This is a genomic window from Fusicatenibacter saccharivorans, from assembly GCF_027667425.1.
GTDB classification, from domain to species: Bacteria; Bacillota; Clostridia; order Lachnospirales; family Lachnospiraceae; genus Fusicatenibacter; species Fusicatenibacter saccharivorans.
In genome coordinates, this window is record NZ_JAQEGR010000020.1 from 27,688 (window position 1) to 53,599 (window position 25,912).

The following is a 25,912-nucleotide window of genomic DNA, read 5'->3' on the forward strand; positions in this document are numbered from 1 at the left end:
GACTGTGCAAATCATAAATTCATTTGCACAGTCTTTTGCTCTGTTTTCGTACCGCAATGCAGCCTCACTGAATATCTTCCTTCTAACAACGTCAGGAGCTTTTGTATTATTCCGGGCAAAGTACAAATCGGCTTCGCCAGATATTTTCTTTTCCGTCAGCTTCCCATTGAATCAGAAACACAGTTTCCATTTTTCCTTGATGATCTCTATGAATGCATGGAATAATTTGAATCTTTTCCGGAGAAACACCATCTATTTTCAGAGTTCCCCTGTCACCGATTCGAATCCGGTCTTTTTCCCGACTTACGTTCTGCCGTGTGACAAGATTTTCCGTGAAGCCATTATCCAAAGGAGCGGTCTTCAGGCAATCTTTGATCTGAAGTTCACCGGTTTCCCTGCAAAAAACAGCAGTCCGTATCAGTTTTTTCCTGCTTTCTTTCTCATATGCCCCAGCAAAGGAAATCGAAATTTCTCCTGTCTCGGAGTAATTCACTGCATCGGCACGATATGTTTCCCCTTTGCACTGTTCCTTTCCATCCAAAATCGGAACGCTATGGCCACGTGAACTACAGCAGAGTACGGAATATCGTTCGGGGCCAAAATATGCTTTCGTGTATTCTCCGGCTCCAAGATCACTGATAATTTCTTCTTCCCCGATAAAATACAGAAAGCTGCCGACATCGTTATGATTGTGCGGCTCCCCGTTGTTTCCACCTTTGATTGCGAATGCGGTCTGATGCTTTCCAGTTGCAATTGCCCATTCGGCATCCGCCAGATAAGTAAACGTGCCGGAACATACCCGTTCCTCTGCAGCATTCTCGGAACCGTCCGACCTGCTTTTTAACACATTCAGATATTGCTTCGTCCAGATCCAGTCCCTATATGCGGCATTCCAGCGATAACACGGATCTTCCCCAAAATGCATTGCCCGTACCAGCGGCGGGATTTTAACATTTGGATCCAGCATTGCAAAATGGCAGGTAAGTCCCATCCGGTAACGGCTTTTGCTGTCTCCGTCAGAAAAGCTTAACGTATTTCCGCCCGGGAAATAGCATTTCTGCTGAAATTCCATGATTTTCCGCTGCTTTTTTCCATCCAGCAAGTCAGTTTTCCCGCCCGTTTTTTCTTTCAGAAGTTCCGCGAACATGGAAAAATAACTCATTCCATATTCCCAATAGCCAAGACCTTCCATGCAGGCGCCGTCCTCGCCGAAGCTCGCAAGAAAGCAGGAAAGATCCCGGGTCACGCGCGTCAAGATCTGTTCACAGTTTTGATTGATACTCTCGATGCTTTCCGCATTCGGAAAAAGAACAGGAAAAAGCTCAGATGCATAGCAGGCGGCTGCTCCTACGGATCCACAGCAAACAGCATTCCAGTTACTTTTACTCGTTTCCCACCAGAATGCACCGTTTTCCTGTATAAGAAACGGCTGCAACACTCTCCTGCTGCTTTCCTTCCAGATCCGACACAGTAACTCCGGCCGCAGATCGTTTCGAAGTAGAAACGCAATTTCCAGAAGTGACTGTGCAGTCTCGCACGCAAAAAGATCCAATGTAATCTTCCACTTTTCATCCTTTTTCCGGTTCACATGTGCCGGCAGCGCCCAGCAAGTTTCCGCACAAATCTGCTCCAGAACCCATTCCAGGCCGGAAAGATCCATAGAAATGTCCCTCTCTTTTGCAAACAATGCATTGAACGCAAAAGCAACGAGGTATTTCCGGCGTCCAAAGTAAGCTTCTTCATACCGCAGCCGGTTCCCCGTCTTTTCAAACAGAGAAAAAAGCTCCTCTGTCAAAACAGGGAAATCCAAAAGAGAAAGCGTTTCGGCTTCTCTTGAAAGCTCTGTTTCATATTAGAAAAGATACTGCTGCAATTCTTGTTCTGTTCTTCCGTTCATATATTTTTTCTCCGTAAACCTAGACAATCACTTCCATCATTTTTCCGGCTTCGTCAAACTCCAGCGGGGCCACGCAGGTTTCCCGGTGGAATCCCTTTCCCTCCGGATACTGCGCAAGCGGTGTGCCAAAACGATGGTAAGCAATCCAGTATGCATCTTTTCCAGGCACCTTACAGATGCTGTGATGACCCGTTCCAAGAACACCTTTTTGCACATCTTTCTGAAGAATCGTCTTTTCAAACCGAACCGGTCCGTACAGGGAATCGGACGTTCCATAGTTTACATGATAATTTTCACTTCCTGTATCATCACAGGACCAGGTAAAATGGTAAATTTCATCCCGCTTCAGAACCGTAACCGCCTCACGGAAATCGTACAGTCCTTCCAGATTTTTCATCGTCTCCGGAACAATATGCATCATATCCGGTGTCAGTTTTGCAATGGCCGCATAACCATTTCCAAACAGGAGATATGTTTCGCCGTTTTCCTGATAGATCGACGGATCAATCGTCTGACTCATCTGGATCTGATACGTTTCCATCATTTCCATGGTGATCATGGGTTCTGCTGCAGGCACAAACGTTCCCTCCGGATAATCAGATACTGCTGCTCCAATGCAGGATTTGCCATCAACACGCTTTCCACAGAAATAGTAGTAATACTTTCCATCTTTTTCTGCAATGCACGGCGCCCAGGCACTTCCTACCGCCCACGGAACATCTCCATCTGCCATGTCGAAAATATCAGCAGCCTTCTGAAATTTTCTCAGATCCTTCGATGCAAAAACAGAAAATTTCGTACCGGACCAGTCGGTAAAGCCATCCGTTGTCGGATACAGGTAATACGTTCCGTCAAAACAGGCAAGATCCGGATCTGCAAAGAGCCCTTCTACGACCGGCTTTTTGTGATCAAAAAATCGTTCCAGCAAGGCAAGCTCCTCGTCAGTAACTGCAAGAACGCCACCGTGGCGTTTTTTTGTTTTTCCAAGAGCATATTCCTTTTCCTTTAAAATACGGAATTTTCCCGAAGAAAGATCATCCGTTAAAAGAGGAAGATATCCTTTTCCCTCCGCAAACTGATCCGCAATCAGACACCATGTCTTCTGATCCGGTAGCAGATAACATTCCGGTCCTTCTACGCCAAACAGCGAAGAAAGTGTTTCTGATGGGATCTCCTGAAAATTGCCCGTCAGGGAGTCACAGGACTCCAACAGCAGACATTTATTCGTCTCATCCTTGGAAATCCGATAGTATACACCTTCTGATTCTACCATCGTTGTATCAATCACATGTTCTTTCCGCTCCATGTAAATAAATGGCTCGGAAAAACTTTGAAAATCAGATGTCCAGGATGCATAGATCCGCTGTTTGGCTTCCGTATCACCGGAAAGTTTTACCATAGATGCCCAGAAAACCAGAAACTGCTCTCTTTTTGAGTCATAGATTCCTTCCGGTGCCCAGACGCATCCGGCTCCCGGAACACCTATGGTACTGGCACGCTCCGCACTCCAGTGAACCAGATCCTTCGATTCCCAGACAATCAGATCACGGCTTCCGCGATATTGTGCCGTATCCCAGCCTTCTCCTGCTTCGATCCGTAAATCGGTTGCTATCAGATAAAATTTCTTCTGCTTTGGATCACGCAGCAGAAACGGATCGCGAACACCTTGCATTCCAAGATGAGAATATAAGACTGGCTGTCCGTCATTCAGATCCTCCCAGTGAAGTCCATCCCTGCTGATGGAAAAATAAATCTGTTCTCCATCCTTTTGTTCTCCGGTAAAATGTACAAATAAATAGCCTGCCATATTTTGTTCTCCTTATCTGCTTTTCATATAGTTCATAGGTGTCATTCCAGTCATTTTTTTAAAGACTTTACTGAAATAACTTTCATCGGAAAATCCGACTTTTTCGCTGACCTGCGAAATTTTAAGCGAAGTTGTACCAAGAAGCTCCTTGGCATGGGAAATTCTGACTTCCGTCAGGTACTGAAAAATCGTTTTTCCTGTTGTCTGACGAAAAATCCGATTTAGATAATCAAAGTTTCCACCAAGCTGCTCTTCAATCAATACTCCGGAAATTGGCTCGCGATAGCAGTTATTCAGATAATCCAAAAGATCATATATTTTCCGGTAGCTTCCGACCACTCCGGTTTTTTCCTGGGCAAGCGATGTTACAAACTGTCTGGAAACCAAAATCATCATCTCCAAAATCTGACAGGCACACAAATTGTAATAACCTTCCATACGATTTTTCTGACAGGTAATTCCATCATTGATTTTCTGCAGAATTTCAGAATAAGAAGAAGTGTCGGAAAGATGCATATATTTGGGCAACGCAAGAAGCGAAAGACTGACGCGTTCCTGTCCGGAAAGGGTACAGGAATCACTTTGCATGGACTGCGTTCTCTTTCTTAAAATTATCTCAGTTGTCTGCTCATTTGTCATCTTGTTTTTTTTTATGGATTTCTGATGGAAATGAATATAATGGTATTCACAATGTGTTGCTCTTTCCCCCACATGTATTTTATCCGGATCCAGAATTAAAAAATCCCCCGGTGTTAAATGATACCGTACACCATCCTCCAAAAGAAACATCTCACCCTGACGCACCAGATAAATAATGTATTCCAACGGCATTCTTCTTTTATGAATATACGGCGGTTCAATCACCGCCGTATCTGCCAGGCTAATTTCCGGTAGTTGACTGCTGTCATACTGATAATAAATGTTTTCCTTCATTCTTTTAGCCAAGATCCGGTTCATCGCAGAGTGTAATGATTCCCGGCACTTTTCCTTCTGTTTCAAAAATCAGAATCGTATTCGTTCCTTTTTTTAAAAGCGGACCCGGAATATATAATCGTTTCTGTGGCCCAATTTCCCAGAATCTTCCAATATTAAATCCATTTACAAGAATGCAACCTTTTCCCCATCCGGTAAAATCAAGGAAGGTATCTCCCGTCTCATCTGCTTCGAAGCTAAATTCATAAAATCCCGGTGTACCAGGAACGGATGGAATTGTAAAATCAAGATGTTCCAGATGTTCCATCGGAAGCGTATATTCTTTCCAATAATAGTGATTATGACCATTAACCTGTACGCTTCCATCAATCCCTTTTCTCTGTCTTTCGAGATTCGGACCGAAATTTACTCTTCCCATATTTTCCATCAAAATAGAAAGTTTCTGTCCTTCCGGTTTATTCTCCTCCCATTTTATTTCATCAAGAAGTTCTCTGTCATACAGTGTAACAGTTGGGATTTCATCCACAAAAATGTTAGCTCTGTCGTTAGCTCCCCACAGCCGCAGTGTTTCCAATGGCCCTTCATCTTTCAACTGGCTTTCGTATAAAATATATCCGTATCCCTGATCCAGTTTTTCCATTGACACCGGGTATACACTCTCCATCGCTTTACTAATCCGGTCTTTGTTTCCGAATAAAGATGTGCTTCTTTTGACACGAAGTTTTCCATATGATTTTCTGCGAATTTCTGTACTAAGTTTTACTTCCGGAATTTCGGTATATTTCCGGATTACATTCTGGAATGCCGTATACTTCGCCGTAATCTGACCGTCTTCCGTCAGCAGTGCATCATAATCATAAGAAGTAACATCCGGTGTCAGCTCATCATAGTAATTGGATCCATTCGTAAAACCAAAATTGGTTCCACCTTCAAACATGTAGATATTCACATGGCCCTCGGAAAGAATTTCGTCCAGATCTTTTGCATGTTCTTCTAAATCACCGGTCTGATGCGTTTCTACACCCCAGTTATCAAACCATCCAACCCAGAATTCCATACACATCAGCGGTTTATCGCCGATTTTCTTTTTCATGACGGCAAACTGCTCTTTTCCTTTGGAACCAAAATTTCCGGTCTGTAAAACACCTTCCACTTTTCCGCAGTCAAAAGCATCTCCCCAAGGACCATCCGATGTAACCATCGGCACTTCACAGCCGCAGTCAATCATCAGCTGTTTCATGTAATCCAGATACGATTTGTCATCTCCGAAATATCCATATTCATTTTCCACCTGCATCAGAATAACAGAACCGCCCCGTGTAATCTGAAGCGGTGCGATCACTTCAAATAATTTTTCATAATATTCTTTCACATGTTGTAGAAATGGCGGATAGAAACAGCGAAGGCGCATGCCGTCTTCCTTCAGCAGCCAGTATGGCAATCCGCCAAACTCCCATTCTGCACAAATATAGGGAGATGGCCGGAGAATCACCATCAAACCAAGCTCCTGGGCCAGTTTTACAAATCTGGTAATATCCAGAATTCCGGAAAAATCAAACTTTCCTTTCTCTTTTTCGTGAAGATTCCATGGAATATACGTTTCCACCGTATTGCAGCCCAGAGCTTTTAATTTTTCCAGTCGGTCGCGCCAGTATTCCGGCACAGTACGAAAATAATGCATACCTCCGGAAATGATTTTTACTTTCTTTCCGTCCAGATAAAAATCTTCTTTTACTTCAAACGTCTTCATAGTTCCTCCTGTTTCTGAAATTTCCATCTTTTTTATGTTAAAAATAATATGTCTGCCAAATTTCCCGTGACCGGAACGGAAACATTTGACTCGCAAAAGGGAGACACCAGAGGCATCATGTCTTTTCCGGTATCTCCCTTATCTTGCTTATCATGAAATCACAGAATTATCTGCCAGGTTTTGTCGCTAACCTTTCTTGTTCTACGGTCAAGTGAACACCTTTTTTATTCACCTCTTGTGAAATCCGGTGTTCCATTTTCCTCTACAAAAGCATCTAAATCTTTCTGAATTGCTGCCTTTACATCGTCATAACCGGCCGCTTTCAGTTCTTCTCTCATCTGATCGACAGTTGCCTTCGGATCATCTACCTGACCATATGCCAGCTGCGGGATATATTTTGCGAGAACATTAGCCAGTGCTGCCTGCTTTGCCTCAATTGCAGTTGTATCAACAATCAGGTTTTCAAATGGATAATCATAACCGATTTTATCCAGCGAACTGATCAGATCATCGGTTCCATCCCACCAGCTTTCATCCTGCAGTTCCAGATCATCATTACGTCCCATCCAGAAATTGGAATCCAGGGCATCTGTACTGGAATCAAATCCATCTGGTCTGCCCAGCTTGCCATCTTCTGTTACAATATAATCCTCACCTTCAATACCATAGTTTAACAGACGATAGCACTCTTCATCATTTCTTAACAGATCATATACCATCAGGGCGCGTTCCGGATGTGTGGAGTTTGCACTGATAGCACATGCACCATGCTCTTTCAGCGGATGCTGTACGTTCTGATTTTCTTCGCCCCAGTAATAGAACTGCGGATCGGAACCCGGCTGTTTCTTCTCCATATTCGGAACAATCGTAGAATAATAGGTCTGGGCATGATGCTGATCCGCACCGGTTGTTCCGGCATAAAACTCTTCTCTGGTGTCTCCGTCAAAGTTCAGGACATCTTTTCTCCATACACCCATGTCATTCCATTCTTTCATCAGCTCTGCCGCATCATAAAGGCTGTCATCCTCTACATACGGAGACATAACGGTTGTCGGATCGTCCTGCATAACACCCCAGAAGTCTGTGTAAATACCAACACTGGCGCAATTGAATGCCGTATATTCCTTTTTCGAAGTAATATAGCCGCCAAGAATACCTCCCGTCTGGTTTTTGCCAGCGATATCCCACGGAATAACATCTTCCTTATTATCTTTAATATACTGGAAATACGTCGTCAGATCTTCAAATTTTGTAATTTTTCCATTTTCCAGACCTGCTTCTTTTGCCCAGTCTCCACGATAGAACATACCATGGTTCGTATACTGTGTATAGTGATCTTCCGGTATGAAATAAATTTCATCGTTATATTTGCAGATATCCCAGTCTCCGTCTGCGGATACCTGTTCCCAGGTCTTTGGCGCATATGTTTTCAGCATATCCTCGGAAAGTGGAAGAAATGCGCCCTTCTTTGTATTTTCCCATCCGTACAGCCAGTCCGTTGCCGTACAAATCAAATCCAGACTGCTGTCTCCACTCAACAGCTTCAGATTATACTGTGTCTGCCAGTCTGTCCATTCTATGTACGTAAACTCGAGTTCTGCATTTACTTTTTCCGTCAAAATCGGATTCAGTTTGTCCAGCATGGCTTCCAGTCTGCCATTGGTCGGTTTGTTTCCCAGCACCAGCATGTTAATTACTTCATGCTTGGAAGTATCAATACTTCCATCTTCCTTTACGCTTGTGTTGCCGGATCCGCTGCTTTCGGACCCACTGCTTCCGCATCCTGCCATACTTGCAATCATCAGGGAAGCCATTACCAGTGCTACTGCCTTTTTACCTGTTACGCGTTTTCTCATAGCGTCCTCCTTCTTTTCCTGCTTTTTCGGAATTTTATGTGAATCCCCATCAAAACACAGGGGAATCTCACATCATACTTTTTCCATGGTCAGCCTTTGACCGCGCCTACTGTAATACCAGAGATAAAGTATTTCTGTACAAACGGATACAGAAAGATGATCGGTCCGGTTGCAACAACTGCTGTTGCCATTTTCAATGTGTTAGATGGAAGGTCTGCCACACTGACATTTGCACCTGCTACAGAGTTTTTCAGTGCATTTGCTGTATTGATGATCTGATATAAGTAGTACTGTAATGGTTTATAGGTTACAGAACTGTTCAGATACAGAGAAGAAAGATACCATTCATTCCAGTATCCCAGTGCCAGAAAAAGTCCTACCGTTGCAAGTGCCGGCTTTAACATCGGGAAAATCAGTGATACGAAAATTTTAAAGTCTCCCGCTCCGTCAATTTTTCCGGATTCTGTAATTTCATATGGTACCGATTTTGCAAAATTCTTCATCAGAATGATCAGCCACGGAGACATTAACAGCTGTAAAAATACTGCCATATAACTTCCGTTTAATTTCAGGTACCTGGAAACCCAGATATAGGTTGGTGCCATACCGGCGGAAAACAGTGTTGTAAAGTAAATAAAAAATGACAATGCATTTCGAAACGGAAAGTCCTTTCTTTGTAATGCATAACCGGTCATCGCAATGATAAACAGACCAACAACTGTTCCGCATACCGTCAGTGCAATGGTAACTCCGTATGAGCCAAGAATCATTTTAGGTGAACGAAATACCAGTTCATATGCACTCAGAGTAAACCCTTTGGGTAAAAGCCCAAATCCCTCTTTCGCTACAATACTCTCGGTACTGAAAGATGCAGAAATAACCAGGATAAATGGAAGTAAGCAGATGAGCGCCCAAATACTCACAAATACGTAGGAGATAATTCGTAAAGCTCGCGTCCCTGGATCCAGTTTGATTTTATTACGATTTTTCATTTTCTTCTCCTCCTAAAACAGTGCATAGTCCGGATCAAGTCGTTTTACCACCCAGTTGCTGAACATAACCAGAACAAATCCAAAAATAGACTGATACAAACCTACGGCAGAAGATGTTGCAAAGTTATTCTGTGTCGTCATTGTACGGTATACAAAGGTTTCAATGATATCAGTTGTCGGGAACAACTGTGAATTCGCACCACCTGTCAGGTTCCAGAACAAACCAAAGTTTCCTTTCATGATTCCGCCAAGCGCAAACAGAAGCAGAATGATAAAGGTTCCTTTCAGGGAAGGAAGAATGATGTAACGAATTCTCTGCCAGCTGGTAGCGCCATCTACCTCTGCTGCTTCTACCATACTGGAATCAATACCGCAGATTGCCGCGAAATAAACAACAGAACCATAACCTGTTTGCTGCCACATGTTACAGAAAATAATGATGAAGGGCCATAAACCAGCTTTGCTGTAAATCTGTATTGGGTCAGCACCCGTTTCACGAAGAAGTGCATTTAATGCACCCGTGTCATAATTCAGAATATTAAATGCGATCGCCCCAATCAGTACAGCAGAAATAAAATACGGAAGGAACATGATTGTCTGTGATACCTTTTTAAAAAATTTACTTCTGATTTCATTCAGCATAAGAGCAATTACGATCTGAAAAACATTTCCAAGAAGAATAAAAACCAGATTGTATAAAATTGTATTTTTCGTTAAAGTCCACAATTCACCGGAAGAAATCAAAAATTCAAAGTTTGATAATCCTACAAAAGGGCTTCCAAAAATACCATCCCGAAAATTGTAACTCGTGAATGCAATCCATACGCCCGGCAATGGGCAATAGTTAAACACGATAAAAAAGATGACTGCTGGCAAACACATCAGAAGAAGTGTTTTGTTGTTGCGAAAAGTCTTCCATGCTCGATTCTTTTTACTGGGGACAGCCGGAAGAGCTGCTGTCGTTTGGTTCCTTTTTCCTTTCACGTTGCGTTCCTCCTATTTTGCAGTTTGTGAAAATTTGTCTGCACATAATTTGCAGCCTTTATATGAAACCGTTTTCACGTTTTTCCAAAAATAAAAGTGATCATGATGAATGTATCTTTGTTTTTACTGCTTTTCCTGTATATTATAACGATAATTCCATCTAAAAAGCACTTAACTTATACATCTTTCCAAATCACATATCTTTTTAATTGGCACTTTCGTGAAACCCTTTTCATATTTCGTACTATACTCCTTCCGCTTTGATTTGTCAACTTGTTTTTTGTATAATTTGCTTTCTTTTTTTTAAAGCCATCTGAATTAGTTGACAATTTGACAAATCACCCCTTTATTCCTCTATGTATATCCACTTTTTTTCTTTCTGAAAACGCGCTATTTACCGCCATTTTGATCTGTCGGTATCTCTCTTACAAAAGCCAAAATCTGTTCCAGGATCAATATCACCATGTCTGCAAACATTCCAAAATTAGTGCAAAAAAATTCTTCTCTCTGATGGTCTTTTAAAATCAAAGAGAAGAATTATCTGGCTATATGAAATTACATGCTTCTGAATCGATAATGTGATATTATTGCAATATCGTGGATTCGCGTACGATTAAACGCGACACACATTGCTGAATTTTCGGAATCTCTTCTCCTGAAAGAAGTTTTACCGCAGACGCAGCCAGCATTTTTCCAAAAGAAGCATAATCATAGCAAACGCTGGTAAGCTTCGGGTTAACAATATCTGACAGAAAGGTTCCGTCAAAGCTGACAAGCGATATATCCTGCGGAACAGACAAATGATGTTCCTCAATACACCGAAGAATTCCGATTGCGCTGAAATCATTGATTGCAATTACGGCAGTCGGCATCGTACGATTTTCCTGAAAGAGCTTTTCCATACACTGGTACCCCCCTTCGATGTTGTAATCCGAATCCGTTACATAGCGTTCTCTGTATGTGATTCCATTTTTACGAAGCAGCATACGATACCGCATTCGTTTATCATATGTTGACCGGATGTGATTTTTCCCGCCGATCAGTGCAATATGCCGATGGCCAAGCGAAAAAAGATGCTCCATGGCAAGGTCTACACTCGCCATTTCATCAATGCATACCTGATAACAAAGAGATCCTTCTATTTTTCCAGTTGTAATAATCGGTGTAGTGTCTGTGATTCGATCAAGCAAATCCACATATTCCAAATCTGTAACGAGCTGGTCTGATTTTCCTCCCATTAAAATAATTGCATCCACACGCAGGTCAAACATCTTCTGCAAATACTGTTCTTCCATTTCATAACTGCTCTGAGATGAAAATATCATGGGAACATATCCACTTGCACCAATTTCCTTTACGCATTCGTCCACAAGCTGTGCATAAAAGGGATTCATCATATCCGCTGCAAGAATGCCAATGATTTTTGTTCTTGCATTTGTCAGCCCCTGTGCTAGCGCATTGGGGCGATAATCATATTTTTGTATGATTTCCTCCACTTTTTTTCTTTTTTCCTCGCTTACCCGGGCATTTTTCGTCATGACCCGAGACACCGTCGCCGGCGAAACGCCTGCTTCTTTTGCAATAGTATAAATGTTTTTTTCTTTTTTCATAAATCGCCCTCTTGAAACTCTTACTCTATTCCAATTTTTTGAAACCCTTTTCATTTCAAATTCAAGGATAGACTTTTTGCACGTAAAAGTCAATCCTAAAGTCGCTATTTTACAAAAAATCCCTCTCTTTTCCATGGATTTTTCAGATGAACTCTTTATAATAAAAACCATAGGAACGTATAAAAATTGAAATATCATGATAAAAACAGGAGGTTATAAATCTATGAATACCCAAACAATTTATCTCCATCATTCCTGGAAATTTCACTATGGCGAAGAGCCGGATGCCTGGAAAAAAGACTATGATGATACTGGCTGGACAGCTGTCGAGCTTCCACATGACTGGTCTGTTGCAATGCCATTTTCCAGATCCTATTCCAGCGGCACCGGATATGCAGCCGGCGGCATCGGATGGTATCGTGGAACCTTTTCCCTGCCTGAGAAGTATCGTGGAAAACGCATCGTGCTGCTGTTTGACGGTGTCTACAAAGAAAGCCAGGTCTGGTTCAACAGTTATTATCACGGCTTTCATCCCAATGGATACACACCTTTTTTCTATGACATAACATCCCAGGCTGTTTTTGGTACAGATGGTATCAATGAAATCAGCGTCCGTGTAGACCGGACAGAGATTTCAGATTCCCGATGGTTTACCGGTTCCGGAATCACAAGAAAGGTAACGCTCCTTGTTACAGATCTTCTTCACGTTACACCATATGGCACCTGCTTTTCCATAAACAGGGCAGATAAAATCTCAGCGGATCTTTCTATCACAACAGAGATCTGTAATATGGAAGATCAGGAAACCTCTTTTTCACTGGTCCAGTATCTGCGTGATCAAAATGGAAACACGGTGTTTTTCGCCGAGCAGAGAGCCACTCTTCTTCCTGGAGAAACCGCAAAACTAAAGACTGAAGGAACGGTAGCACAGCCAACACTGTGGTCTCCGAAACATCCATCTTTATATACACTCGAAACATGGCTCCACAAAGCCAAGGATGACTCCGCCTTTCTTGCAGACAAGTTCCGTGTAGGTATCCGCACCTTCCGTTTTGATGCCGATTATGGATTCTTTCTGAATGAAATCCCCATGAAAATTAAGGGGGTCTGCGTTCACCACGATGCCGGTGCACTCGGTGCCGCCGTTACAAAAGAAATCTGGATACGCCGCCTTGAAAAGCTCAAAGAAATGGGCTGCAATGCCATCCGTATGAGCCATAATCCGCATATGCCGGAACTGTACGATCTATGTGATGAAATGGGCTTTCTTGTTATGGATGAAGCATTTGATGAGTGGGAAGGGCCAAAAAACAAATGGTCTACCGGTCATAATGTTTATCCTCCAAAGCATCAGGGATATTACAAGTACTTTCCTCAGTACCAGAAAGAAGATCTGTCTGCTATGGTATTGCGCGACCGAAATCATCCAAGTGTAATTCTCTGGAGCATTGGAAATGAAATTGATTATCCAAATGATCCTTACTGCCATCCTCTGTTTCAGACCATGACCGGAAACAATGATGCAAACAAGCCTGCCGCAGAGCGCGTATACAATCCGGATCGGCCGAATGCAGAGCGATTAAAAGCACTGGCTTCCATGCTTGCTTACGAAGTACGCGCAGTGGATCCTACGCGCCCGGTTACACTGGCTGCCGCTTTTCCGGAGCTCTCTGCAAAGATCGGTTTTCTGGATGCCCTCGATGTTGCCGGATACAATTATAAAGAACATTTATACGAGGAAAGCCACTGTGATTTTCCTTCGCTCCCATTTTTAGGCAGCGAAAACGGACATGATCTTGCTGCCTGGCATGCGGTAACCGAAAACGAATATATCAGCGGACAGTTTCTCTGGACAGGCATTGATTATATGGGAGAGGCACACGGATGGCCGCTTCGAGCTTCTGAAGCCGGGCTTCTTACGATGGCTGGCTTTGAAAAATCCGGGTTTTACCGGCGGATGAGCTTCTGGTCATCCAAACCGATGTGCCATCTTTCCACACAGCGGGCAGACTCCATGAGAGAAAGCTGGCAGCCATTATTCGAAAGCTGGAATTACTGTGATGGAGAAGATATCGAAGTCCGCTGCTACACAAACCTTTCCGAAGCGGAATTATTCTTAAACGGAATCAGTCTCGGCAAAAAGGAGGCTTCCTATACTGAAGATTCGATTCGCTGGATCGTTCCCTTTCAGCCGGGCACGCTGATGGTTCTTGCTTCTGGAAAGCTTGCGGCACAAAAGGGCGGGGCTTCCTGTACTTTTGAAGCAAAGGATGAGCTGAAAACGACTTCTATGCCTTGTGCCCTGCAGATCCGACCCTGGAAGCCGTCCAAAGAAAATTCCGCTGTTTTACCGGAAAATCCGCTTCTGCAGTTCGAAGTTTATGCCGCCGACAGAGATGGTGCTTTCTGCTTCGGAGATTCCTCCATGGTTCAGGTAACGACAGACGGAGGCGTCCTTCTTGGAATTGAAAACGGAAATGCTGCAGACTGCACCGAGTATGCTTCTTCCTGCCGCCGGTTGTACCATGGACGACTGATTTTCTATGTCCGCCGCTCTTTTGCAGATCACCCGGTTACCGTGCAGGTTTCTTCAGAACTGCTAAAATCCAATTCTGTTACTATTTTCTGAAAGGAGTAACGACAGACTTTATGTGGAAATCCTTTTACAATCCAGATCTGGGCAAAGTAGAAACGCCACAGGGAACGATGACTCTCCCAAAGATTTTTCTTCCCCTGTTTCTGGAAATGTTTTTGATGAATCTGATGAGCACCGTCAATACTTTTACTTTGTCCTTTTATTCCGATGAAGCAGTTGCTGCCGTTGGTTCCGCCGGACAGTTTATGGGCATGATTCTGAATTTCTATTCCGTAATCAGTACCGGTGCGTCCATCGTAATCAGCCAGAATCTTGGTGCCAAAAAGGAAAAAAATGCATCCGATGCTGCTTTCTGTGCGCTGTTTGCAGGTGCCGGGTTAAGCGTTCTCCTTGGTGCTACACTTTCGTTCTTTTCCATGCCCCTGATGCGGCAGATGAATTTATCCGGCCAGGTATTAACATATGCCTCTTCTTACCTGAGAATCTGCATTCGTGTTTCCTTTTTTGCCGCGTTCGTGTCCATCTGCAGTGCCATATTTAAAAGCTATGGAAAGCCCAAAATATCGGTATTTGTTACCCTTGGAATGAATGCGCTGAATGCCCTTTTAAATTATCTGATCGTCTTTCAGCCGGTCGAACTGCCGCTTCACGGCGTAGAAGGGATTGCCTGTGCCTATGCCTTCAGTGAGGGCTGTGCCGCTTTTACCATGCTTCTGCTGCTCCTGGTTCTTCCGCTTGGCCTTGACTTCCGTCATAAGTCCATACGCAGCAGTTTCCGGATTTTACCAAAAGTGCTTCAAATCGGAATTCCAGGCGGTATCAGTACGCTTTCCTATTCTGTATCCCAGGTAGTGACAACCTCCATTATTGCACTTGTCGGTGTGCAGGCTGTTTCCGCCAAAATTTATGTTTCCACACTTGTTTTTTACGTGTATGTCCTAGGCCTCTCCCTTGGTCTTTCGACCTCGTTGCTGATCAGCTGGCTTACCGGCGCCGGAAAATACGAACAGGCTTATCAGCTGAATTTGCAGAATTTAAAAATCACAATTTTGCTGAATGCCTGCCTATCCACGCTCCTTGCCTGCTTTGGTTCCGTGCTGCTGCGGATCTTTACAGACGATCCTGCGATCCTTTCGATCGGACATACCATTTTGTTTTTTGATATTTTCGTGGAAATTTTTCGAGGCTTTAATCACATTGAGGAAAATTCCTTGCGCGGAGCAGGCGATGTGGTTTTCCCTATGGGTGTTTCCATTCTCTCCTGCTGGCTGATGAGTGTATTCTTCTCCTATCTGCTTGGTGTAAAAATGGGATTCGGATTATTCGGATGCTGGATCGCTTTTGGCATGGATGAGGCGTTCCGTGGTGTAAATTATCTGATCCGGTGGCGATCACGCAAATGGATGAAAAAAACCGTTGTTATTTCTGAAGAAAATACAATCTGGCCTTAAAAGGCTCCAGCTTCTCGTTGATTTTTCATTCGAGAAGCTGGAGCTTTCCGCTGTTGTTCATCTGCCCTAAAGCATTTTTTTGTATTATTATTTGATACGTTTCAGTTCATACTGTCTCGTACCAAGACCAATTTTCTCTGCCTGGTCAAGGGTTGCCTGCCATTCAATATTCGGATTGGAATCCTTGAAATGATCGTGGTGGCAATGCCATCCCGGCTCTGCAAGATGCTCGCCAAGCTGACTGTTTTCGATCGGAGTTGCCTTCAGGCAGGCATCGGCACACGCCTGGTCAATGGCAACCGGGTCGAAGCTTGCAAACATTCCGATATCCGGCAGGATCGGAGCATCGTTCTCCCCATGGCAGTCACAGTTCGGGCTGATATCCTGTACCAGAGAGATATGGAAACACGGACGTCCATGACAGACAGCCTGTGCATACTCAGCCATTTTCCGGTCGAGAAGCTCGTTTGCACTGCTGTTTGGATTATAAACCGCATCAAAACTGCAGGCACCGATGCAGCGGCCGCATCCTTTGCATTTGTCATAGTCAATGACTGCTTTTTTATCCACATAGGAAATTGCATCGCTTCCGCATTCTTTTGCACAGCGGTGGCAGCCACGACAGACATCCGTATTGATCGCCGGTTTTCCACTGGCATGCTGCTGCATCTTTCCGGCGCGGCTTCCGCATCCCATACCGATATTTTTCAGTGCACCGCCAAAGCCCGTTGCTTCATGGCCTTTGAAATGGCTCAGACTGATAAAAATATCTGCGTCCATGATCGCATGGCCAATCAATGCTGTTTTGCAGTATTCTCCGTTGACAACCGGAACCTCAATTTCATCGGTTCCTCGCAGTCCATCTCCGATGATAATCTGGCATCCTGTGGTAATGGTATTGAATCCGTTCAGATTTGCGCAGTCAAGGTGCTCCAGGGCATTTTTTCTGCTGCCCGGATATAACGTATTGCAGTCTGTCAGGAACGGAAGACCTCCCTGCTCTTTACAGAGATCTGCAACCACTTTCGCATAATTCGGACGAAGAAACGCCATGTTTCCCAGTTCGCCAAAATGCATTTTGATTGCAACAAATTTACCTTCCATATCAATGTCTTTGACGCCAGCAGCGATACAGAGTTTTTTCAGCTTGTCAAGCTGACTCGTTCCCACAGGACATCGAAAGTCGGTAAAATAAACCGTTGACTTTTCCATTCTGTTATTCCTCCTAATTTGTCCTTTTTTATCAGAATAGCACTTTAAGCTTACTTGAAGTCAAGTGTGATTGTAATATGCATGGATCCAGTCATGCCCGAATGTTACAGTTTACTGCTACCCAGCAATCTGTAATATTTGCAGTCCTCATAGAAAGTTTTGCTTCGTAAAAGGAAGATTTGTAGTATTCTGTAAAGTTCATGCACTTGTCTTTTTTCAGGATTTTTCGTATACTGAAGGTAGTTTTAAAAAAATCAGAGTACAGAGTAAACGAAAACCGTCTGTTTTCTTTTACTCCCTGGGAGGTCGCATTTATGATAAAGGCAGTATTATTCGATATGGATGGTATCCTGTTTGACACCGAGATTGTAATGAAAGAGGGCTGGCAAAAAGCTGCCCGGGAGCTGAATTTTACGCTCACGGAGGAACATCTCTCACAGATGCGCGGCAGCGCGCTTCCACGGAGCAGAAAGCTGTTTGAGGAGTGGTTTCACGGAAAGGTGACATACGATGAGGGACGCGCGATCCGCTCGGCGTATCTGAATGATTATATTCAGCGAAATGGTGTACCGGAAAAGCCGGGACTTCACGAGTTTCTTTCCTGGCTGAAGGAACATTCGATTAAAGTTGCGGTTGCCACTTCCACAACACGGCGCGTTGCGGAAGGATACTGGAAACAGTCTGGCATTGACCAGTATATCGATGCTTCAGTCTGCGGGGATGAGGTAATCAACAGCAAGCCGGATCCGGAAATTTTCTTAAAAGCAGCGTCTCTTCTGAAAGTTCCGATTGCTGCATGCATGGTAGCCGAAGACAGCATCAATGGTCTGAAGGCCGCGCGTGCAGCTGGCGCCATCTCCTGCATGATCCCGGATCTGACACCGTATACAAAAGAGCTTTTTCCATTTTGTGATTATGTGAGTCCTTCTCTTTTGACCTGTAAAGAAATTCTGCTGCAGACTCCGGAAGCGGACAAACTGAAAAGCTGGAAGTAAAAAATCATACATAAATTCAATTATTTTACTGTAAGAAAGTCCTCCACACAGAATCTTTCTGCTGCGGAGGACTTTCTTTAACACGTTTTCATCATCTGTTCGTTTATTCTACATCTACCGGCGAATCATACGATTCCATAACATTGTAGATCTGTTCTGCTGCTGTTGTACGCAGTTTCTGCTGTGTGCTCTGGTTTGCGCATTTTTCGTATTCACGCATGAAGGCAGTTGCTGCGGTGTCAACATCTTCGGCATTTTTCAGTCTGTCCAGCAGATTCGGATTGTAGTCGGAAAGGTAGGCCATCAGACTGTCGAGCTGGCCGGACAGGCTTCCAAGGCTCTTTCCAAGATCAATGGTATATCGGCACAGATACTCTTTGATCGTTGGATCTGTAAAACCACAGAGACCATATCCATATCTTCCGCCACTGTAAAGGCCAAAACGGGAACTTCGGATCACTTCGTCACGGGAAATGATTCCGGCGTCAACAAGGTTCGTGTACTGCTCTCCGCTCAGGCTTGTGCGGCTGGTAGAGCCATACTCAAGCAGTGTCGGATTGAGGTCTGTGGATGCCTCGTTTGCAATATTTCCCATAATACCGGCGGCTCCTTCTTTTGTAAATCCGTGCATCAGGAAGTAATTCCAGATCTTTTCTGCGTTCGTTCCGCCGATTTCATCGTCGGCTGCAAAACGACGGATCGTCAGAATCGTGTCACAGTCCACCGGGCGGTCGCAGGTGATACCGGCGTTTTCATTCAGCGCTTCTACGATTTTTCCTTCTCCGTCATACAGCGCCACATGGCCATTATAGCAAATAACATCGCCTGCGCGTGCCTCATCCAGGCTTGCAACCTCCGTTCCAAGGCTGCGCCATCCGCCGGAGGTCGTATATTCACCGTCGTACGCACCGCAACGGGTCAGAATCTGCCATACAAAATGAGAGCAGTCAATACCGTCCGTCAGGGAGTTTCCACCCCAGACGTATGGTCTGCCAACGAACTGTTTTGCAAATGTGATAATACCGTTTCCGGTTGAGGTTTTTACTTCATAAACCGTTTCTTTTTTATAGGGAAAGGCTTCATTTTCAGACGGATCGATCACCTGATCCGCCAGTTTCATCTGATCCTCTCCGGTGCCGGTTACATATTCCAGCGCCTCTTTTCCCTGCTGCAGATAATCCGTACGGACAAAACCGCGGACGTCGCCCGATTCAATATAAACCCACTCCTGATCCGCATCGGCGATCACAAAGCAGAGTGCCTTTGCCGGAAGTGTTCCCACGATCCGTGCGCTGGTGGAACCGCTTTCGCGGACGTTTAATCTGGTATCGACCTTTGCGTAGGCGTACGCTTTGTCGACCTGTGCGAAACCTGCGCGGAGATCTTTTTTCATGGAGCTGATATATTTTCCGTAATCAATCGTCTGAATCCAGTCATCCGCCTGTGTCTCATCATTTTTCGGTGTTTCTGTCGGTGCTGGTGCAGGCGTCTCGGTTGGCACCGGTGTTTCTGTTGGTTCCGGGGTTTCGGACGGGGCTGGAGTCGGCGTTTCACTTGGGGATGGCGTTACCGACGGTTCTGGAGTTTCGCCTGGAGTTGGTTCCGGGGTTTCACTTGGAGATGGCTCCGGCATCTCGCCTGGATTCGGGTCTTCCGGTGTCTCCGTTGGAGTCGGATCCTCTGTCGGTTCTGGCGTTTCCGGTACTTTTGGCTCCTCTGTGGAAGCGGCATTTTCATCCTGAGATGGTACGGACGGTTCTTCTGCTGGTGTCTCGGTTTCCTGTGTTTCTACAGCCGGAACAACGGCTTCTTCTGTGTTTCCGTTTTCCGTTTCACTTTGCGTGGCCGGTGCATCCGCCTGATCTTTCTGCGTTTCCTGCACCGTTTTCGCTGTCTCCTCTGCATGCGCCGGTGCAGCCGAACCGAGAAGCATTCCGGCTGCCACGCCGAACGCTGTTACCGTTGTGCCAAATTTTTTCTTTGAAATCATATATGTTTTGCTCTCCTCTCTGCTGTTTGTCGATTTCTGCCTGCCATTTTCTGCTTTTGAGGCCGTTCGAATGAAATCACGAAAATGTATCGTTCCTGTAAAGTCTGGCCTCTTTTTTTGAAGATAAACCAAAAATGATATCATTCATTTTCATTGTGCAAAAATTTCACGTATTTTCTATATTGTATCACAGACAACAGCAGATGCAAAGAAACAAATCACATATTGAGGAATTTTTCTGTTTAACGCGTGAAATTGAGAGAGATTCTCTGTAAATTCTCAGGAACCGGACGGAATGCGGATCAGAAGCCGTTTTCCATTCTGCTCTGATACCGTCAGAACCGGAATATGTTTCTTGCGGAGCTGGTGCATGACCGGATAGGCCGCAAAGAGATCACCGCTGACACAGACAGCCTCCGGCTTTTCTTTTAACAAGTCCGACAGGTATTCCCGCAGGCGTATCTTCCATTCTGCTTTTTCAAGTGATGACACGGCATAACTGCCACAGATGTTCAGTTCCGGGGCCTCCGGCAGCGGTTTATGAAGAATAACTGCATGCTCCATGCCCGGCATCTGCCGCAAAAGCGCGTCATCCGCATCAATCGCATCGGTACCGATGTGGATCAGAACCGGTGCTTTTGGCATTCCCGCAAGGCTGATGCGACAGGCAGCGACGGCATCGTCAAGCGTTTCTGCGGTGAGAAGAAATCCTCCTTTGTGGCAGAAAGACACATCGGAAAGCCCCGTCGCTTCCTGCAGTGCTTCTTTTTCCAGGCCAAGCCATGTTTCCGGAAAATCATACTTGTAATTGAATGAATTTTCTTTTCGAACCGGCTGCACGCAGTAACCGCCGCGATTCGATGGGAATATCAGAAATGCAATTTCAGTCGCGGAAAGCTGTTTCTGACATGGAAAAAATTCCGACAGAATCAGAATCTTTTCATCCATTGTTCCTGCCTTTTTCTCCGCTGCGATCCGCTTCCTGTGTTCGGCAAGAAGAGCTGCAAACTGCTGCTCCGCCCGCTCATCCGCACGAAAACGCTCCCATTTATGTTCCAAAATCCGTCCGGCCACTGCCACCGCTTCCAGGAAAGCAGCATCGCTTCCGCTGTTATCATCCCATACCGGATTGAACATGCCGATCATACTGGCGAGTTCATTCTTTTCTCCTGTATTATCATTGAGATCGAGCGGCTGTACAAACTTCTCGTCAAACCGCGCGGCCATCTCCGGACTTAAAATTTCTGTGCCAAGTGCCTCCCATAAAAGGCCAAACGCCGCGTACGGAACCTGGTTTTCCCGGATCCGGCTGTCTTTCTGGTGATGGTCGTATTCTCCTCTCCCAATATCAAAAACAATCCCGTCAAAATCCTCCGGCACACGATTTCCGCGCTGGATGGTAAGCTGCGGATTAAAATGCAGAAGCAGTGCCGCAGAGAACACATCATCCGCATGAAATTTTCCGCCGTGCGTAAAAGCAGCGGCATTTTCTTTTTGTATCTGTTCTAATAATGTCATAAAATTCCAACTTCCTTTTTCTTAAGATCTGCTCTATTTTACTCTATCTGGCGGCTGTTTCGCAACGGTTCTATGTAAAGAAAAGTTTGAAAACTTCCTGGCGCATATTTATTAAAAATCATTTCCGCAGTCTGCACACTTATCTACGAAAATTCTTTTGTGGGTATTTGGAAAATCAAAATGAGCGGCTCCTCTTCCAAGGTTCCGCTCATTTTGATTTTTCTTCCTTTCATACCTGAATCCGGTCTGCAGCTGCATCACACATTGCAATCCGTTTTCCATCCATGCCAAGGATCAATCCACCGTTTATTCTCTGGATGACCTGTACGGTGCTGCCTTCTTTGATTTTACGGCTTCGGAGGAAATCCAGAACATCAGGGATTCCAAACATCCATTTGATGGTACAGATATCACCGGTTTTTTTCTTTGAAAGTGCCTGCATGGTATCCCTCCTTTTTACTTTTTCTATATTGTATTCCCTGAGGAAATATTTAGTCAATAAGAACAATTGGGATACGCTTCTAACTAAAGTTTGTGTGCAAAGCGCTAGAGTGTGTTTGAAAAAGGCTTTTCGTAGTCTGCATGTTCCAATTTGTGGGAGATTTTGTCTGAATGAAGGAGGCGTAGCGGGCTACGGCGACTGAATGAGGGCAAAATATACCGCAAATTGGGGCGTGCAGGCTGCGGAAATGGTTTTTCAAACACACTCTAGTTTTTCAATCAGAGAAAGAGTTTGATGCACGCGATCGCAATCGAAGCCACAGCCACGATCCGTTTCAGCAGCGTCTGGTTGATTTTCGTTGCATTTTTGCTTCCGGCAAAGACACCGATGCCATGTGCGACCAGAAGTACCGGTAAAAGCAAAAAGACTTCTTTGTTTCCGGCGGCCGCGATCAGATAGCCTGCCGCAGACGGTACGGCGATGAAAATCGAATCAAACAAGGAAATACCGACCGCGGTGTGCGCCGGAATACCGAGCAGTGTCAGAATCGGCATTACAAGCACCGGCCCGCCTGCACCGGAGGCGGCACAGACAGCACCGGTTACAGCACCAAGTACCAGGAAAAACGGAACGCTCTGGACTGCTTTTTTCTCTGTATTTCCCGGCTTGTCTTTCCGAAGCAGGATGGAAATTCCGGAGAGCAGAACAACGAGATATAGAATTATTTTCATCGTGTCCGCCGGAATCAGAAGGTTGATCTTGACACCGGCAAGCGCGCCGACAAAACTTCCGGCCGAAAGCACACCTGCCGTTTTCAGGTCAAGGTTCCCGCTCTTATAATAATTTACCGATCCCAGAATGCCGGAAATCAGAAATGCCGCAAAGCTGAGTGCCAGGGACGCGTAGGACGGCATATCCAGAAATCCGGCGTAGAACATCGGAAGCAGAAATCCTGCGATTCCCGTCAGGCCGATACAACCGCCGACCACGAAATTCAGAAGGATCATCAGAATCAGATTTAACATAACTATAGATTCTCCTTATGGTGTAATTTTTTCAGCTTGTTCAAAATACCGCTCTGCCTTAGCAAGAATCCGTGCTTCATCAAGAGTCTGCACGGCACGGTCTTTCATCAAAGTCTTCCCATGTACTACATTGTCGCAGACATCCGCTGCTGTCACGCACTCGAGCAGTGTATTGACAAGATTTCCGGTCGGATACAGATGCGGCTGGCGAAGCGAAATCGTGATAAAGTCCGCCTCTTTTCCAACAGCGATACTTCCGCCGTTTTCATGCAGATAGTCATATCCGCCCTGTGTCGCCATGCGGAGGATTTTCGCTGCCGGCATGACTGCCGCCTCGCTGATACCGACACCGCGTCCGACGTTCATCACGGAACGGAAAATTTTCATCTCATTCCAGAGACTGAGTCCTCCATGCGCCGCGCCATCCGTTCCAAGGCCGACGGTGATGCCGCGCTGCAAAAGAGCCGGCGTATCCGGTACTCCTTTTCCACAGTTGCTGAACGGGCAGTGGCATGTTTTTACCTCATACTTCTTCAGCAGATCCTTCTCATTTTCCGAGAGCAGAATGCAGTGCGCCGCCAGAAAACGCTCATCCAGCACACCAAGCTTTTCCAGGTACTCGATTGGCCGCACTCCAAAACGCTGCAGAAAGAAATTGATCTCGTTCGGATATTCGTTCATATGCGCCTGCAGCAGGGCGCCACGCTCTTTCGCATGACCGGCTGCCTTTAAAATCAGCTCTTCTGTACAGCTGATCAAAGACCGAAGAGAATAGGCGACTTTTAAGTTCCCTTTTCCATGGTACGCGTCATACAGCGCATCTGTCTGCGCCACATTCTGATCGGCGGTATGGCGGATAACATCCGGCAGTGACGCATCATCCATGGTAGATGCAGATAACAGGCCACGCAGCCCGGACTGCAGATAGACATCTGCTGCGCTCTCCATAAAGTAGCTTCCTGCGTCCACAAACGACGTCGTTCCGGATTTGATCATCTCCAATGCCGCAAGTTCGGCACTAAGTTCCATCTTTTCCGGCGTCAGGGTACTCTCAAACGGCAGCATAATGCGCGTCCAGATCATCGGAAGCGCGTCGAGAATCTGTCCCTTTAAAAGCTGCTGCCCCGTGTGCATGTGGCTGTCGCAAAGACCGGGCATCAGAAGCTTTCTGCTTCCGTCAAGAAGCTCAGTTTCCTTATTTCCGGAGAGCGTTATTTCTTCTCCTTCCTGATACGGACGGATGGCAGAAATGATCCCGTTCTCTGTTTCGACGATCTGCCCTCTGGCGATTGTCATATCGTGCAGAAGCACAGAGGTATTCGTTACGATCAGTTTTCCCATAACTGGTTTCCTTTCTTTTTCTATAACAGCAGGAGCCTGCCTCATCCCATTTTCTGTCTGGGAAGAGCCGGGCTCTGTTTCTCTTGCGTAGTGTTTAAATCGTTCCTGTCAGCATCATGACAACCTGTGCAATCACAGCGGAACCGATAAAGGTTCCTGTCATAACAAAGACGCCGATCAGAATCATTTTCCATCCCTGTTTTGCGAAGGTTTTTACCTGGTCGCCGATGGAAATTCCGGCATACGCACCTACCATGGTAAGCGGAGCTGTAAAGTTAATTTTGCCGACTGCGTCGATCACAAACTGTCTTGCCGGTGAAATTGGAGATGCAGCAAGCAGGCCGAGAATGGAAACGTATGCTACAATCGGAAGCTTCAGCGGAATCAGTTTGCTTACCACAACACCGACACAAGAAATCGCCAGCAGAATCAGAATCCCCGGAAGAGAATCCAGAAAGTTTACCTGAAATCCAACCAGATTGGCAAGTCCGATTCCAAGACCGGACAGTAAAAATAAGAATCCCCATTCAATATATCTCATCGCTTATGCTTCCCCTTTCTTTTTTGCGGCACGTTTTTCTGCTCTTCTGTCTGCAAATTTTCCAAGCGTCGGTTCCAGTTTTCGATACAGGAAGTTGCAGAGCGGAATACCGACAAAAATAGCCATGTAAATTCCGTCGATACCGGAAATCGTTTCACTGGCGCTGGCAAGTGCAGAGATCTGGTTCGCCATCGTCGGATAAATCTCGGTCAGTGAAGCGGTGGCGCTCGCCATCATGATGCCGGCTCCAACGCCGGAGGCCATACCGAGAGCATACGGATGGAAAATATTCAACATTGCGATTACGGAAACCATAAATCCAAAATAGATGGTGCCGACCATACCGCCGACCACGTAAATGGAAAGGCTGCCACGCGCTTCCGGGGAATCCGGTCCGAACATATCGGTGATAAGAGCAAGGTTTGTTTCACGGTTGATCGAATGAGTGGCTCCGATCGCTTCCCGCTTTAAGCCGAGCAGAAGTGCCAGCGGCATTGCAAGAAGAATAGTTCCAAGGTTTCCGAACTCCTGTAACAGAAGTGCAGGACCAGCAGAAATGACCGTTTCAATGCTGGCTCCCGCATTGATGCCAAGCTTTGCAATAAACGGACAGATTGCCACAATAACGAGTTTTGATGCTGCTTTTACTTCCTTCGATTTTACGATTTTAGTCACCTGCGGACCGGACAGCACACCAAGAATCAATGCATAAAAAATCGGGAACAAAATAAAGTTTCCCGGTCCCAGCGGGATCTTGACCTGTCCGATGGAATCTGCGATCAGAATGAACACAAATGCCAGAACATAGATCTTCCACTCAGCCTGAATACGGCTTTTCAGTGATGAATACGCATACTTTTCCTTTTTCATAACATTCTCCTCCACCATTGCTCTTTTTATGGTTCATTTTTGTTCTGTCTTGCAGAACAAGAGTATATGGTAAATAACTCGTCCTCCCGAAAAAGATATGCC

General features: G+C 45.3%; 19 protein-coding genes and 2 pseudogenes. 4 read left to right on the forward strand and 17 right to left on the reverse strand.

Features of this window, described 5'->3' with window-relative positions:
* Positions 1-106: 106 nt before the first annotated feature.
* The 8 genes from PGS38_RS15525 to PGS38_RS15560 all read right to left on the reverse strand — a co-directional run bounded on the left by PGS38_RS15525 (position 107) and on the right by PGS38_RS15560 (position 11,829).
* A complete protein-coding gene (locus PGS38_RS15525) occupies positions 107-1,795 on the reverse strand; it encodes a heparinase II/III domain-containing protein (protein WP_117804958.1) in 1,689 nt (562 codons plus the stop codon).
* A 121-nt stretch (positions 1,796-1,916) separates the two neighbouring features.
* Positions 1,917-3,704, reverse strand: coding sequence for a glycoside hydrolase family 43 protein (locus PGS38_RS15530; protein ID WP_118594450.1), 1,788 nt, complete (start codon positions 3,702-3,704; stop codon positions 1,917-1,919).
* A 12-nt stretch (positions 3,705-3,716) separates the two neighbouring features.
* The gene (locus tag PGS38_RS15535; RefSeq protein ID WP_158554945.1) at positions 3,717-4,649 is read right to left on the reverse strand and encodes an AraC family transcriptional regulator; all 933 of its coding nucleotides are present in this window, start codon (positions 4,647-4,649) and stop codon (positions 3,717-3,719) included.
* Positions 4,642-6,387, reverse strand: coding sequence for a glycoside hydrolase family 35 protein (locus PGS38_RS15540; RefSeq protein ID WP_117508907.1), 1,746 nt, complete (start codon positions 6,385-6,387; stop codon positions 4,642-4,644). Before PGS38_RS15540 ends, PGS38_RS15535 begins: the two co-directional genes overlap by 8 nt.
* A gap of 224 nt (positions 6,388-6,611) precedes the next feature.
* Positions 6,612-8,243, reverse strand: coding sequence for an extracellular solute-binding protein (locus PGS38_RS15545; RefSeq protein ID WP_117508906.1), 1,632 nt, complete (start codon positions 8,241-8,243; stop codon positions 6,612-6,614).
* Between the two features lie 89 nt (positions 8,244-8,332).
* Positions 8,333-9,235, reverse strand: coding sequence for a carbohydrate ABC transporter permease (locus PGS38_RS15550; RefSeq protein WP_117508905.1), 903 nt, complete (start codon positions 9,233-9,235; stop codon positions 8,333-8,335).
* Between the two features lie 12 nt (positions 9,236-9,247).
* Positions 9,248-10,219, reverse strand: coding sequence for an ABC transporter permease (locus PGS38_RS15555; RefSeq protein ID WP_117508904.1), 972 nt, complete (start codon positions 10,217-10,219; stop codon positions 9,248-9,250).
* A 584-nt stretch (positions 10,220-10,803) separates the two neighbouring features.
* Positions 10,804-11,829: a LacI family DNA-binding transcriptional regulator gene (locus PGS38_RS15560; RefSeq protein WP_117508903.1), complete on the reverse strand. Its 1,026-nt coding sequence runs from the start codon at positions 11,827-11,829 to the stop codon at positions 10,804-10,806.
* 223 nt (positions 11,830-12,052) lie between these two features.
* On the opposite strand from PGS38_RS15560, the gene PGS38_RS15565 reads away from it, so the two are divergent.
* Complete coding sequence (locus PGS38_RS15565; RefSeq protein WP_117804956.1) at positions 12,053-14,458, forward strand: glycoside hydrolase family 2 TIM barrel-domain containing protein; 2,406 nt, start codon at positions 12,053-12,055, stop codon at positions 14,456-14,458.
* Positions 14,459-14,478: 20 nt separating this feature from the next.
* Positions 14,479-15,876: an MATE family efflux transporter gene (locus PGS38_RS15570; protein ID WP_117508901.1), complete on the forward strand. Its 1,398-nt coding sequence runs from the start codon at positions 14,479-14,481 to the stop codon at positions 15,874-15,876.
* A gap of 87 nt (positions 15,877-15,963) precedes the next feature.
* Here PGS38_RS15570 and PGS38_RS15575 read toward each other — a convergent pair whose 3' ends face one another.
* A complete protein-coding gene (locus PGS38_RS15575) occupies positions 15,964-17,088 on the reverse strand; it encodes a DUF362 domain-containing protein (RefSeq protein ID WP_117804955.1) in 1,125 nt (374 codons plus the stop codon).
* Positions 17,089-17,402: 314 nt separating this feature from the next.
* On the opposite strand from PGS38_RS15575, the gene PGS38_RS15580 reads away from it, so the two are divergent.
* Positions 17,403-18,083 (forward strand): HAD family hydrolase, encoded by a 681-nt coding sequence (locus PGS38_RS15580; RefSeq protein WP_118594451.1) that lies wholly within the window; start codon positions 17,403-17,405, stop codon positions 18,081-18,083.
* A gap of 103 nt (positions 18,084-18,186) precedes the next feature.
* On the opposite strand, the gene PGS38_RS15585 is transcribed toward PGS38_RS15580, so the two are convergent.
* From PGS38_RS15585 to PGS38_RS17710, 4 genes and pseudogenes are all read right to left on the reverse strand, one after another.
* Positions 18,187-20,073 carry a phage tail tip lysozyme gene (locus PGS38_RS15585; protein WP_118594452.1) on the reverse strand — a complete coding sequence of 629 codons (1,887 nt, stop codon included), beginning with the start codon at positions 20,071-20,073 and terminating at the stop codon, positions 18,187-18,189.
* A 279-nt stretch (positions 20,074-20,352) separates the two neighbouring features.
* Positions 20,353-21,591, reverse strand: coding sequence for an MYG1 family protein (locus tag PGS38_RS15590; protein ID WP_118594453.1), 1,239 nt, complete (start codon positions 21,589-21,591; stop codon positions 20,353-20,355).
* Between the two features lie 229 nt (positions 21,592-21,820).
* Entirely contained in the window at positions 21,821-22,033 is a 213-nt protein-coding gene (locus PGS38_RS15595) for a ferrous iron transport protein A (protein ID WP_022461118.1), read from the reverse strand.
* Between the two features lie 79 nt (positions 22,034-22,112).
* Positions 22,113-22,232 (reverse strand): annotated as a pseudogene (locus PGS38_RS17710) (DUF6783 domain-containing protein); the annotation flags it as partial.
* On the opposite strand from PGS38_RS17710, the pseudogene PGS38_RS17715 reads away from it, so the two are divergent.
* Positions 22,200-22,328 (forward strand): annotated as a pseudogene (locus PGS38_RS17715) (DUF6783 domain-containing protein). The pseudogenes PGS38_RS17710 and PGS38_RS17715 sit on opposite strands and share 33 nt — an antisense overlap.
* On the opposite strand, the gene PGS38_RS15600 reads toward PGS38_RS17715, so the two are convergent.
* From PGS38_RS15600 to PGS38_RS15615, 4 genes are all read right to left on the reverse strand, one after another.
* Positions 22,312-23,058, reverse strand: a complete 747-nt coding sequence (locus PGS38_RS15600) for a sulfite exporter TauE/SafE family protein (protein WP_118594455.1) — start codon at positions 23,056-23,058, stop codon at positions 22,312-22,314. The pseudogene PGS38_RS17715 and the gene PGS38_RS15600 overlap by 17 nt on opposite strands.
* A gap of 15 nt (positions 23,059-23,073) precedes the next feature.
* On the reverse strand, positions 23,074-24,399 hold the full coding sequence (locus PGS38_RS15605; RefSeq protein WP_118594456.1) for an amidohydrolase family protein: 1,326 nt from the start codon (positions 24,397-24,399) through the stop codon (positions 23,074-23,076).
* 94 nt (positions 24,400-24,493) lie between these two features.
* Positions 24,494-24,940 carry a hypothetical protein gene (locus PGS38_RS15610; RefSeq protein ID WP_118594457.1) on the reverse strand — a complete coding sequence of 149 codons (447 nt, stop codon included), beginning with the start codon at positions 24,938-24,940 and terminating at the stop codon, positions 24,494-24,496.
* A gap of 3 nt (positions 24,941-24,943) precedes the next feature.
* On the reverse strand, positions 24,944-25,810 hold the full coding sequence (locus PGS38_RS15615) for a DUF3100 domain-containing protein (protein ID WP_118594458.1): 867 nt from the start codon (positions 25,808-25,810) through the stop codon (positions 24,944-24,946).
* Positions 25,811-25,912 lie beyond the last annotated feature (102 nt).